The sequence below is a fragment of the Bradyrhizobium sp. Leo170 genome (genome assembly GCF_004296405.1).
Taxonomy (GTDB): Bacteria; Pseudomonadota; Alphaproteobacteria; order Rhizobiales; family Xanthobacteraceae; genus Bradyrhizobium.
Genome location: NZ_PSRR01000088.1, coordinates 1 through 12733, shown reverse-complemented (window position 1 = coordinate 12733; position 12733 = coordinate 1). Strand labels below are relative to the sequence as shown.

Genomic DNA, 12733 nt, shown 5'->3' with positions numbered 1-12733 from the left:
CAGGAGGGCCCGACATTGCGGGCCCTCCATGGTTGGAAACTCAGAGCGCGAACACGTAGAGCATCGATCCCGGCTGGATCTTCTTCAGCTCGGGCGTTGAATCGATGAACCACTTGTCCCAGGCGCCGCCGAGACCGACGAGGATGGCGAGATATTGCTTGCCATCGACCGTGAAGGTCATCGGCGGTGCGTTGACGCCGCCTCCGGTGTTGAACTCCCAGAGCTTCTGCAGCGACTTGGCATCAAGCGCCATCACTTCGCCGGACGGCTGGCCGCTGAAGACGAGATCAGGCGTTGCAAGAATGCCGCCCAGATTGGGGAACGGCGTTTCCATCTTGCCGGCGATCTTCCCGGTGGTGACGTCGATCGCGGTGACGCTGCCCGTGATCTTGAACGGCTGGCTCGGACCACCGCCGGTCCAGAACTCACGCGGCTTCAGCTTGTCGGGAGTAGCGACCTCGACCTTGATCCGGTTGCAGCTCTCGATCACAGGGATGTACCAGAGCTTCAGGTCCGGATTGTAGGCGGTCGGCGGCCAGTTCTTGCCGCCCATGTTGCCGGGGCAGATGTCGGTTTCCATGTTGGTGCGGCTTGGTGTCACCGAGGCGACGTACGTCTGCACGGCCTTGTTCGGGTCATACTCGATCGGCTTGCCGGTCTCCGCATCGAGCCCCTTGGTCCATGTGACCTTCTTGACGAACGGAAGGCCCCAAATGAACTTGCCGGTGGTGCGGTCGATCGCATAGGCGAAGCCGTTGCGGTCGGCTTCGAGCGCGAGCTTGCGCGGTCCGGTGGGTCCGGGAATATCGACCAGCACGTTCTCCGCCACGCTGTCATAGTCGTAAGGGTCGTTCGGCGTGTGCTGATAGTGCCACTTGATCTTGCCGGTGTTGGCATCGAGAGCCAGCGAGCTGTCGGTGTAGAGATTGTCGCCCGGCCGATACTCGTTGTCCCAGTCCGGTCCCGGATTGCCGACGCCCCAGATGATGGTGTCGGTCGACGGATCGTAGCTGCCGGTCACCCAGGTCGAACCGCCGCCGGCGGCAGCCGCGTTGTTGCTGTCCTTCCAGGTGTCGCTGCCTGGCTCGCCCTTGCCCGGAATCGTATGCGTGCGCCAGATTTCCTTTTGGGTGTTGAGATCGGTCGCGGCGATCCAGCCGCGGATGCCGTATTCCGCGCCGGCCACGCCTGTGATCGCCATGTTCTTGACGATCAGCGGCGCGCCGGTGATGACCTCGCCCTTATCAGGATCGGCGACGGTGCGTTGCCAGGCGACCTGACCGGTCTCCTTGTTGGTCGCGATCAGCCGGCCGTCCAGCGTGTGGGAAACGACGAGATTGCCCCACAAGGCAACGCCGCGGTTGTCGACGCCGCAGCAGGCGACGGCGCCGGCCCAGTCACGGTCGGTCTTGGGATCCATCTTCCAGACCAACTGGCCGCGGCCGCCATGCGCGTCGATCTTGTAGACCGAGCCCCATCCATCGGTGACATAGAGGAAGCCGTTTTCGGCGATCGGCGTGCCTTCCAGGCCGCCATGGCTCCAGATGCCGCCGGGCTCGATGCCGCCGAGATGCATGGTCCAGGCGACCTTCAGGTTCTTCACGGTATCGCGGTTGATCTCCTTGAGGGAGGAGAACCGGTGCGCGGAGTAGTTCTGGTGATGATGAAGCCAGTTGCCCGGTTCCTTGTCGACGTTGAGCAGCCGTTCCTGGTTGACCTCATCGGCGGCGAAGGCTGGCAATGCCGCCATCATGCCTCCGGCGGCGACTGCTGCGGCAAGCAGACCCGCTCGCCTGGTGATTCTTCTTGCGTGACCTGAAAATCGCTCCATGAGCAAATGCCCTCCTTTGGCAAGTTCATGTTGGATCGAGCGTCCGGCACATCCGAACCGCTCAGTCGAGAAGCCTCGTTCAGCGGGCTCACCTTGCCCGTTGTCGCGATCACGGCGTTCGTGAAACCTCCACCTCCGTTTCCTTGGTTCCGGCTTTCTGGAAGACGACGGCGCATGTGAACTTCTCGCCGTCGACAAGCTTCTGCCGCGTCTGCAGCAGCATCACGTGATATCCGTCGCGCTTGAGCTCGGTGGTCTTGTTTTCCGGAATCGGAATCGACTTGATCTCGCGCATGGCCGGCGCGCCCTCGCCGCGATCGACGGTGTGCTTTTCGGAGAAGTTCGCGAACGGACAGCGGACGCGCAATATCGCGTCGGGCTCGGTCGCATCGTTCCTGATCGTCATCAGTAGCGGGAGATTGATGCCGATCTCGTTGGATGCAGGCACACGGGCGTTGGTCACCTGCAGCGGAACATCCGCCGCGGCGGCCCCGAGCGTCAGCCAGGTTCCGACCGCAACCAATCCAATCGCAAGGATTCTCGATCTGCGGGACAGCGATGTCGCTATGGCGATCATCGGTTACGTCCTGGCGGAAGCGTGATCCTGCGAGTGCCCTGTCGGCAGCGAGCGACAGGTGATGGATGCCCAAACGAAATGCTTCGTCCGACTCATCGGCGCATTCCTCCCAAGATAATTCTTTTTTCTTAGCGAGCGACGTTACGCTCGTTGCAAAAACAAATCATCCCAAAATATGGCGACGAGAGGACCGATGTCTGGAAAAGGATTCCAATGAATGATGCGCTTCACGCATTTCATTCCAACGATGCGCACAGAGACAAGGCGTGGTCACGCCCGCGCGAGAGCCAAGTGTTAGAGCCAAGTCTTCGTGAGTGCTCAACCAGCGCAGTGCAAGCGCGCTGGTACATTGGATTCCAAGTGGGCCATGATGGCCTCTAAGCGACCCCGGTACGTGTCAATCAAGCTTTGCTCAAATCACTCGAAGACTTCGTTGCACCGCAACAGCCGTGGCCGGCGACAGCGTTGTGATCCTCATTCTCCTTTGAGACCGGCGTCGCGGATCAACTGGCCCCACTTGCTCGTCTCCGCGTCGATGAACGCGCCGAACTCCGCGGCCGTGCTGCCGCGGACTTCCAGCCCCTGGGCGAACAGCTTTTGCTTCACGTCGGGATCGGCAAGGATGCGGACGATCTTGTCCTGCAGCCGATCGACGACGGAGCGCGGCGTAGCAGCCGGCGCCATGAAGCCGTACCAGCCGGTAGCGATCACATTGGGCAGACCTTGCTCACGCAAGGTGGGCGCGTCCGGATAGATCGGGCTGCGATCGACTGACGCCACACCCAGCACGCGGAACTTGCCGCTTTGGATATAAGGCAACGCCGTGCTGATCGCGGTCAGCGTGGCATCGACGCGGCCTGCCAGCAATTCAGTGTAAGACATCGCATCGCCGCGGAAGGGAACGTTGAGGCCCTTGACGCCCGCATCCCTGAACAACAGCTCGGCCGCCAGATGGGGTTGGGAGCCGGCGCCTGGAGAGGCGAAGGTAAGCCCGTTGGGCTGCTGCTTGCCGTAGGCGATCAGCTCCTGCAGGTTCTTGAAGGGCGCCTCCGCACTGATAATCAGGAACAGCGGCGCGATGACCGCCATCGCCACCGGCTGCAGGTCCTTGCGGTCATAGCCCAGTTTTCCGAACAACGCCTCGGCCGTCGCATAGGGCGCCGCGGCGTAAAGGAAGGTGTAGCCATCCGGCGTGGCGCGCGCGACCGCTTCGTTGGCGAGGCGCGTGCCCGCGCCCGGCCTGTTCTCGACGATGCATTGCTGGCCGAGCTGACGCTCGAGCTGCTCGGTCAGGATGCGCAGCGAGATGTCGTTGGCGCCGCCTGCCCCATACGGCGATACAAACCGCACAAGACGCGAAGGCCAGGCGCCCTGTGCGAACGCCCGGGAACCGCAGCCTGCAGCGAAGCAGGCCGCGACGCCGCCCAGCAGAGTTCGGCGTGTGACTTTCATGAATGCCTCCCTTTCGTTGTTGCACGTCCGCAGCGTGTTCTTGTTGTCTCTGCGGAACCGCACGGGTGCATGGCCGACCTCAGATCACTTTCTTCTGGGTGAGCCGTTCGATCTGCTGCTCCGAAAGGCCGAGCCAGTCCCGATAGACCTCGCGATTGTCCTGCCCGACGTCGCCGGCGGAATGACGCAATTGCGCGGGATCGGCGGCAAAGCGCGGGACGACATTCGCCATCGCCACCGAGCCGAAGTCGCGATCAGGAACGCGGGCGATCATCTCGCGCGCCTTGGCTTGCGGGTCTGCCGCGATCTGATCGATCGAATAGATCGGCGCGATCGTGCCCTGCGCGGCCGTGAATTTTGCGAGCACCTCCTCGAGCGTGTGCTCGGCGCACCACGCCGCGAAGATCTCGTTGAGCTCGCCCGCATGCTTCACGCGCCGCTCGTTGCCGGAGAAGCGCGGGTCCTCGATCAGGTCGGGCCGTCCGATCGCCCGGCAGTTCGCCGCATAGAGCGCATTGGTCGAACCTGCGAGCGTGACCCAGCGATCGTCCTTGGTGCGAAACACCGCCGCCGGCGCGGAATAGCCGTTGGCATTGCCGATCCGGCTGCGCACGAAACCAAGCTGGTCGAACTCGATGGGAAGGACATCGAGCAACCGGAACACCGCCTCGGTCAATGCGAGATCGATCTCTTCGCCGGGAGCATCGGGATCCCGCGCCCGCTTCCACAGCGCCGCGAGCACGCCGACGGCGCCGAACAGGCCGCCGATGGAGTCCCCGATCGGGTAGCCGGGATGCGTAGGCTCGCCGTCGGCCTCGCCCGTGATGTAGGTCAGCCCGCTCATCGCCTCGAAAATGCGGGCGAAGCCGGGTCTATCGCTATAGGGCCCGTCCTGTCCGAAATCCGTCGCACGCAGAATAACGAGGCGAGGCTGGATCGACCACAGGACTTCGTTCGAGAGACCCCAGCGATCGAGCGTGCCCGGACGAAAATTCTCGATCAGCACGTCGAAGCGCGGCAGCATCTGCTTGAACAGCGCAAGGCCTTCGGGGGCGCGAAGATCCAGCGTCGCGAATTTCTTGTTGCGGTTTGCCGCCTTCCACCACAGGGGCTTGCCGTCCTTCAACGGCGGGAACGACCTGAGCCCATCGCCCTGCCCCGGCATCTCGATCTTGAGGACCTCGGCGCCATAGTCGGCCAGCAGGGTAGCGGCCAGCGGCGCGGCGATGATGGTGGCGATGTCGAGAACCTTCAATCCCGCGAGCGGTCCGGCCATCTCATGCTCCGCTACTTGCGACGCGCATCGCGCCAGCGACCGTCGTTTCCCGCATCATTTCGTGACCTTCGTCTTGGGCCGTTCGCGCGGCTCGATGATCGGCTCGGCCTCGTTGACGAGCGAGCGGATGCTGACGGCAAGAGCCCGGATGCGCGGGCCGATCTCGGATTCGAGCTGTCCGGGCTGCAGGCGGAACGCAGGGATTCCACAATTGATGGCAAACGACTGCTTCAAGCGCCGCGCGTGAAACAGCGGCGCGGCGACCGCGTGGATCGACGGCATGTATTCGCCGTAGCAGGTGCAGAAGCCGCGATCCGCGCACTGCTGAATTCCGGCGCGGTACTTGTCGCGATGCGTGGACCACGCTTCGGCGTTATCGGTTTTGATCTGCCGCTCCAGCAATGCGGAATCAGCGGCAGGCAGTGTCGCGGCCGCAGCGCGTCCCATCGCCGTGCTGACGACGGGAATGGGCATGCCGATGTCTGGGACATGCGGTCCGACATCGCCGATCTCGCGGACTCGACATAGACCATCGCCGTTCCGTCGAGCAGGCCGATCGAGACGGTGCCGCGCACGCTCTCCGCCAGTTCCTGCATCAACGGCCGCGCCACCTGGCGAAACTGCATGCCCGCAAGCAGCGGATGGGCCATGCGCAACGCCCGCGCGCCGAGACAGTATTTCGCGAGATCCTGGTCGTAACGGAGATAGCCGAGCTCGGCGAGCGTATGCGTCAGTCTCGCAACCGTCGGCCGCGGGATTCCCGTGCGCGCCGAAAGCTCCATGTTGCCGAGCATGGTCGCCTGGGCATCGAAGGCCTCGAGCACCACCAGCCCCTTGGCCAGCGTCGTGGCGAAAGCGGCATCGCCCGCGCTTTCAGCTAGCACCGCCTCCGCGGAGGGAGATGGAATGAAGGTCGGTTTGCGGGTCGCGGAAAGGGCCATGTGGCTCTGCTAGACCAGATCAGGATTTTTGTCCATATATTCTCCATATTCATGAATTACGTCCACTATTCGGACGTTGGCCAGATAAGACATTAATTCTACTGTCTTACACGGGGTGCCGACAGGAGAATTCAGCTTGCGGCGCCGGGCGTGATGTGATTCTCGGCTTGCGCGTCGACGCTTCTTGAATGCTGGATCGCCCGGTCAAGCCGGACGATGACAGCGGAAAGCTGTTTGACATTTGAGTCAGAAGCCTTCCCCGTCATTCGACAGGACGACGCCGGTGCAAGGCGCGCCAGCGACAAAACAACGACGACGGAGAGAGCGTCGCGCTCCAGCCAACCCGGGAATCAACACAGGGCAAATGAATGGTCGGCCGGTTTTTCCTACTCGCAGCCTGGTGCGCGCTGCTCTGGTGCCTGCAGGTCGACCCTGGGCTTTCGCGCGATGCCGCTGCGGAAGCCGATGACATCGTCTGGACGGCGATCATTCCCGACGCTTTCCCGCGCTACGTCTACACGTGGCGCATGAGTCCGGACGGGAGCTACCGCGAGGACGGGCGCGATGCTGCAAGCGGCAGGCCGATCCAGGCCACGCTTTCCGGACATTGGAGGCGCGATGGGGCGCGCATGATTCTGCGGCAGGAGGGCCACCCCTTCGTCTTCGACGGGCTGGTGGTCGGGAGTAGCTATGCGGGCACGCTGCATCTCAACGGCCGCTCCTTCTCCCGCTTCTGCGCCGCCAAGGGCGAGAAGCCGCCCGAGCGCTGTGGCAGCGAGGCCGGCGTTGCGATGATGCAAAGGCGGGATTGATCGGATGATCGCGCCACGATCGTCGAGGCTTCGGTCTAGAGCATTTTCGGTTCTGATTGAATCAGAACCGAAGCTCTCGATTCTTGCTTTGACGCGTTTTCTTCACGCGAACCGGTGTCCACTTCGCTCGAAAACGCTCTAGGAGCGCCGATACCCGAATCAGGCCGAATCAGTTGGAGCCGGAGCGCGAAGCCCTGCGCGATCACCGTAATGAAAAACCTCCGGCAGGGCATTGCCGGAGGTTTCGGAGGTTTAGCATTAAGAGGTTCTGTCTCAGCGAGACCTAACGGGCCGGCCATGCTGCGCCGACTTAAGCCCTTACTACCTTAGAAAATTACCTGAGTAAATCATATTTTTTTGACCGTTCACTGAAGCCGCAGAGGTGGCGAATGGGAAGCAGCGAATGGCGAGTGGCGAATAGCGAGTAGGGAATGGCGAATAGAGAAGTGTGATGGAGTGCGCGATGCCCGCTCGCATTTCCTACTCCCTAATCCCTACTCGCCATTCGCCACTCACTCTTCACGCAACGAAAAATCCCCGGCAGTTGCCTGCCGGGGATTCTCTAGAGATGCATCAGATCGAGCGGATCAGAAGTTGCGCTGAGCGCGGACCTGCAAGCTGACCGTATCCTGGTCCTTGTACTCGTAAAGCGTGGTCGGCTTTGGGGCCGGCACAGCGAGAACGGCACCACCAGTGAACTTCTGGTCGAGGTGGAGCCAGATGACTTCGGCCGAGAACGTCAGGTTCTTGACCGGGGTCCAACGGGTGACCACGCCGAGCTGAGACACGTTGAAGTTCGGGTTACAGCTGTAATCCGCAGTGACAGCCTTGGTACCGGTGTAGTTGGCGCAGATGAACGCCTTTGCCGTGTTGTCGTAGCTCACGCTGGAGTAGCTGCCGAACAAGCTGGTCGACCAGTAGGGATCCCAGTTGTGGTTGAACGCACCACGGATACCCCAAGCCTTGGTCAGGTGGATCGAACCATCGCCACCGGCCGCGACCGGGAGATACACACCATCAGTGGTCGCACCGAAGCCGACGCTCTGATAGGCACCGAGCCTGCTGCTGCCGAACATCGCAAAGCTCGGCGAGGCCCCTGACGTCGAGATCACCTGCTTGGTGTCGCCGACGGCATAGGTCGCATCCAACTTGATGTCGTCGCCGGGACCGGTCGGGATGTTCTTGATCTGCAACGCAGCCATCACTGCACCACCCCACTTGGTGTCGGGGTGACCGGACAGTTCCGAAGCGGCGGTCGGGGCCGCACCCGGCAGACCGACGCCACCTGCGGGAGCCCCAGCGGCGTTCAGCACGTTGTAGGAGCCACTGACTTCATGCGCAGCAGCCGAAATCTGGAACAGACCCCAAGCCTGATCGATGCGGATGTTACCGACGATGTCTGGAGCATGGACGCCCGCATACGCGTTGGCGACGCCACCGGTCGCGGTGAGAGGCAGCGTCAGGTTGGCAACCGTGGTGCGGTTGAACACGGTCGGATCATCGAGGCCGATGGTGCCCGATACGCCGTTGCCGAACTGCGCGGTGTACTGGATGTTGTTCACACCGGTGACGGTGTCATGACCGCCGAGCAGGTTGGACGAGTTGTTGCCCGGATAACCGTTCCAAGGCGTCGCAAACGCGGACGACGACTTACCGAAGGTAAAGCCCGCGAACTGGATGAACACGTACTCGACCGCGACATAGCCGCCGCCCGGCGTGTGCAGCAGGTTGGCACTTGCGACCGGAAGCGAACCGTTGATCGAGTTCGGGCTGTAGGTGTTGTTGCCGAGCGTATCGAACTGGAAGTCGCCCTGAGCGAAGGTGCGGACGACGCCATATTCCGTCGCGGTACGGGTATCGATCGTCAGCGCCATACGGGAGCGGGCGGAGAAGTAGTCTTGATAACGGTTATGCTGACCCGCATCACCGCTCCAAGCCTGCGAACCGTAGATGCCGCCGTTGAACGTGGTGTCGACACGCAGATAACCACCGATCTTCATGCAGGTATCGGTGCCCGGGATGTACCAGAAACCGGCACCATAGAGCGAACAGACCTTCACGTACTCGACCGCTTTGGCCTTGACGGGAAGATCGGCCGCCTGAGCCCCGCCCATCGAGAGCAGAGCCGCCGCTGAGCCGAGAATAAGGCTCTTAGCCACCTTCATTGTTAACCTCCAAGTAAGTGCTATGCACGAACCCCCGTGCAAAGCGGATTAGACTGCCCTCGAAAAAAACGTTGAGGATCAACGCATCTCTCAAGCCGGTGGACTGATGAGAACCACCTGAGACGAGACGGTCGGGTGCCCCCTCCGTCGGAATGAAAGTTATGCATGTGCTATTTAGATAATCAAATTAGTTTACTCACTCATATATTGATTGCCACCTCGATGTGTCTTTTCGGCAACTGAGACGCGCACCGCCGAAGACCACCTGTTGCTAATTTCTCGTGCGAATTGACACGTATAACGGATTACCGCTGTCGTTTCCGCCGGACATCCGCTATGGAATCTGAAGGGGGTGAGTACAGTGCCCATGGATGAGTCCGCCACCAAGAGCGAGAATGTCATTCGGCGATTCGCCTGGGAGATCGCGGCGATCAGCGTTCATCTCGAGGAGATTCGCTACTTCTGGGCCAAGAAGCTCGGAATCAGCGGACCGCAATGGATGATGATCGTGGCGCTTGCCGACCTCGATCAGGGCGACGGCGTCCCCGTAAACGCTGTATCAAAAATGCTGCATGTCGACCCGTCGTTCGTCACGACCCAATCGAAGCTTCTGGAGAAGAAAGGTTTAGTCCGTCGCAAGCCGGCGAAGGAAGACGCCCGCATCGTGAAGATGTCGCTGACGGACAAGACCTACAAGCAGCTCGCGGGCCTGACCTCGCAGCAGGAAAGCCTGAACGAGTTCATTTTCGCGGAATTCAGCCCGCGCGAGCTGGATGATCTGACCAACAAGCTCGCTGCCCTCAAGAAGCGCCTGGAGAAAGCCCGCCTGAAAGTGGCGGCGGACTTCTAGAGACACGAAGTCTTCCGGCCCAAACGCAAAGAGGGTAGCGACAGCGCGGCTTCGGACTATGCCCTATTATTCGGACTATGCCCTATTATAAAGGCTGCGCCGCGATGCGGGATGCTATCCAATCCAAAATGCACTCGTTGGCGAGAGTTGGATTGTCGAAGAGCCCCTGGCCTGCGGCAGTCTCCGCGCTCTCAAAAATCTCGAGCGTGATGTCCCGGTCGCGCCGCCCCGCCCGCAACTGATCCGTCAGTTCTGCAACCCTGTCCGCCCTGAGTCCGCCGCGCCCGCTCGCGGCAATCAGCAACGGACACCTGATGCTCCTCAGGATGCGGTCGGCTTCCAATTCAGGACACGATTCGATGCCGAATGGCCTGTCCTGCGGATTCAGGAATGACCCTATATGCAGATCCCAGATGCCGCCGTCGCAAACGGCCGCAGCAAAGCGATGGTCGAAGGCGATACCGAGCGCGACAAAGGACGAACTCCAGCCATCGGCGAGGATCGCGATCCGCCGCTCATCGACATCGTCGCGGCCGACAAGGTAATCCATGATCGGTGCAATGGCCCGCTGCGGCTTGTGGCGCAGCGATACCTCCTCGAACGACTGGCCGGTGCCGTCGCCCAGGACGTCCACCGCAAGCAGCGCCATCCCGCGCTCGGAGGCGTGGTGCGCAAGCTTGAACAGGAATTCTTCCTTGTGGTGTCCGGGCTCTCCGATACAGATGACCACCGGCGCACGATCGCCGCCGCGGCGCGCCGGCAAATAATATCCCTGCAAGGTGAACTCGTTCAGCCAGGGTATCGAGACGACCTCGCCGACCGGCTCGCGGCAGTTGAGATATTTCGCGGCGCATTCGCGCATCGATGCGGTCGCTGACCGCCGCTTGTCCGGCGAAAGATCAAACGGATATGCGGCGGTAAGATAATAGTTGATGGCGCGCAGCCAATTGCTCCTCGCCGTCGCCAGATGGCCCTGTGCGGCCGCGGATGAAGCCCGCTCGCGATTGACTTCCGCGGCGCCAATCCATTCCCGGTGCCAAGAATCGTCGCCATCGTCGCCAGCGAAATCGATGCGGCTGGCGGTGAGCCAGCATTCCGAAAAAGTCGCGCCGCCTTCCTGGACGGAAGCCAGCAAGCGCATGAACTCGAGCGAGAGATCCTCACGTTCAGGCCACCAGATCCCCCCTTGCGGGCTCAGATCAGAGTCCATGGCCGGAACCGCCCCCACGCGGGAGAGATGATCGCGAGGACTGCGATCTCCATAATCGACTACCGGCAACAATTAGCGCGTCCCCCAAAAAGTCTCAGCCAACATCAACAGCCCAACAAGCGCATCACAAAAGGTTCATGCGCGCGGTTCTTCCCCAACTTCGCCCATCGAGAATGAGGCCCTTCTTTCGGCGCAAATCACATTGCTGTCAAAGCAAATGGCGGGGTTGCGGCATTTTGCGACGATCGCGAGTCGATTGTGCTCACCCGTTCATCACTAAGAGAAGTTGCGATCTGCATCATAGCGGGCAGAGAGACAGCCAGCGCCAGCGATCCGGCGAGAATGGCCCCGCGAGTATGACGCCAAGTTCGGCTATCGCGGCGTCTGTCGCCGTAGCAACTTTGAGAGTCGATCAGCAGACAAATCAGACCGCGCAGCCGCGCGCGGCCTTGATGTGCACATCACTTTCACTCGCAGCGACCCGACCAACATCAGTGCGCCGATCGTCATCGGCGCACGAAACGATATACAGCTCAGATCACAGCTTCACCGGCCGCGGCGATAGTTCTTCGCGTAGTCGGGTACGGCGATACCGGGTTTCAAGGCCGAACAATTGCGCGGCTCGCCGGCTGTAAGTTGGAGCGGAATCACGCCCGACCAGGTGTCGAGCCGATAATCCTCTTCGGGATCCACCACGCCCTGATTCCTGATCTTGACCGAGGCTTCGGTTAGCGGAAACCGCACGAAGAGCGTGGCGGCGATTTCCTTCGGTTTCGGCGCGCGCACCTGGTGGCCTGGGCAGATATCCTCGATGAACGCTGCGACAAGGCGCTCCTTCTCGCCGGGATCGACGATCTTCTCAGCCGCCGCGAAAATCATGACGGAGCGGTAGTCCATGCTCATTCCAAATCCCGATCGTCCCGCAACGATCGAATCGATCAGGGTGACCGTGATGCAGGCGGGAGCGCCGGCGGCCAGCGCCGCGAGCGACTGATTGGCGGGACTGCCATGGATGTAGGCGAAGTCGCCGATCCTGACGATCGCGGTCGGAAGCACGCGCGGCGCGCCATCGACCACGACACCGACGTGACAAACCAGCGCCTCGTCGAGGATGCGATACATCACCTCGCGATCATAGACGGCGCGCTCCGGATGAAGCCGGACGCGGGTACGCTCGGTCGGCGATAATGTCGAGCCTGTCATGGCTGCCCTCACCTCGCGACGGCCCGACCGGCATCCTTGCGATGCGTCAGGTGATCGCCCTCATAGGCATTCCGCTCGGCTGCTTGCTTGCCTGCGATGTAAAGCTCGATCGAGTCGCGGAGCGATTTCGGCACCAGCACCCCTTCGACTTCGGTGCGCTTGCGGGCCTCGTAGCGGCGATCCGAAGGCAGCCGGACGCCGTCCTGTGCCAGCATCCTGCCGAACAGCAGTTCGGCATGTTCGAGCTGTTTGGCGCGATCCCCGTTCGCCATGCAGCGGACCGGATCGATCGCGATCACGAGTTCTCCGCCGCACGGAGCGCCCGTATTTGCCTTGTCGCGCTCGCCGGCTTCGAAGCTGAGGACATCTCCGAGCAGCGGGCCCGCCAGCAATTCCACCATCATCGCGATGTTGGA

General features: G+C 61.6%; 10 protein-coding genes and 1 pseudogene. 2 read left to right on the top strand and 9 right to left on the bottom strand.

The features are described from left to right. Positions 1-40: 40 nt before the first annotated feature. The 5 genes and pseudogenes from CWO89_RS17035 to CWO89_RS17015 form a co-directional block, all read right to left on the bottom strand. A complete protein-coding gene (locus tag CWO89_RS17035; RefSeq protein WP_463700652.1) occupies positions 41-1753 on the bottom strand; it encodes a PQQ-dependent dehydrogenase, methanol/ethanol family in 1713 nt (570 codons plus the stop codon). 187 nt (positions 1754-1940) lie between these two features. Further along, positions 1941-2408 (bottom strand): copper chaperone PCu(A)C, encoded by a 468-nt coding sequence (locus CWO89_RS17030; RefSeq protein ID WP_130579936.1) that lies wholly within the window; start codon positions 2406-2408, stop codon positions 1941-1943. A gap of 474 nt (positions 2409-2882) precedes the next feature. Further along, positions 2883-3860 carry a Bug family tripartite tricarboxylate transporter substrate binding protein gene (locus tag CWO89_RS17025; RefSeq protein WP_130579935.1) on the bottom strand — a complete coding sequence of 326 codons (978 nt, stop codon included), beginning with the start codon at positions 3858-3860 and terminating at the stop codon, positions 2883-2885. Between the two features lie 79 nt (positions 3861-3939). Next, positions 3940-5136, bottom strand: a complete 1197-nt coding sequence (locus CWO89_RS17020) for a CaiB/BaiF CoA transferase family protein (protein WP_130579934.1) — start codon at positions 5134-5136, stop codon at positions 3940-3942. Positions 5137-5190: 54 nt separating this feature from the next. Continuing rightward, positions 5191-6077, bottom strand: a pseudogene (locus CWO89_RS17015) (IclR family transcriptional regulator). 368 nt (positions 6078-6445) lie between these two features. On the opposite strand from CWO89_RS17015, the gene CWO89_RS17010 reads away from it, so the two are divergent. Beyond that, a complete protein-coding gene (locus CWO89_RS17010; protein WP_130579933.1) occupies positions 6446-6889 on the top strand; it encodes a hypothetical protein in 444 nt (147 codons plus the stop codon). A gap of 587 nt (positions 6890-7476) precedes the next feature. Here the strand turns inward: CWO89_RS17010 and CWO89_RS17005 are convergent. After that, positions 7477-9054 (bottom strand): porin, encoded by a 1578-nt coding sequence (locus CWO89_RS17005; protein WP_130579932.1) that lies wholly within the window; start codon positions 9052-9054, stop codon positions 7477-7479. Positions 9055-9421: 367 nt separating this feature from the next. Between CWO89_RS17005 and CWO89_RS17000 the strand changes: the two genes are divergently transcribed. After that, the gene (locus CWO89_RS17000; RefSeq protein ID WP_130579931.1) at positions 9422-9904 is read left to right on the top strand and encodes a MarR family winged helix-turn-helix transcriptional regulator; all 483 of its coding nucleotides are present in this window, start codon (positions 9422-9424) and stop codon (positions 9902-9904) included. A gap of 85 nt (positions 9905-9989) precedes the next feature. Here the strand turns inward: CWO89_RS17000 and CWO89_RS16995 are convergent, their stop codons facing one another. The 3 genes from CWO89_RS16995 to CWO89_RS16985 all read right to left on the bottom strand — a co-directional run. Beyond that, positions 9990-11114, bottom strand: coding sequence for an alpha/beta hydrolase family protein (locus tag CWO89_RS16995; protein WP_130579930.1), 1125 nt, complete (start codon positions 11112-11114; stop codon positions 9990-9992). Between the two features lie 546 nt (positions 11115-11660). Next, positions 11661-12317 (bottom strand): pyridoxamine 5'-phosphate oxidase family protein, encoded by a 657-nt coding sequence (locus tag CWO89_RS16990; protein WP_130579929.1) that lies wholly within the window; start codon positions 12315-12317, stop codon positions 11661-11663. Between the two features lie 8 nt (positions 12318-12325). Then, positions 12326-12733 (bottom strand): Ldh family oxidoreductase (locus CWO89_RS16985; RefSeq protein ID WP_207234502.1); only part of this gene is annotated, 408 nt, incomplete at its 5' end.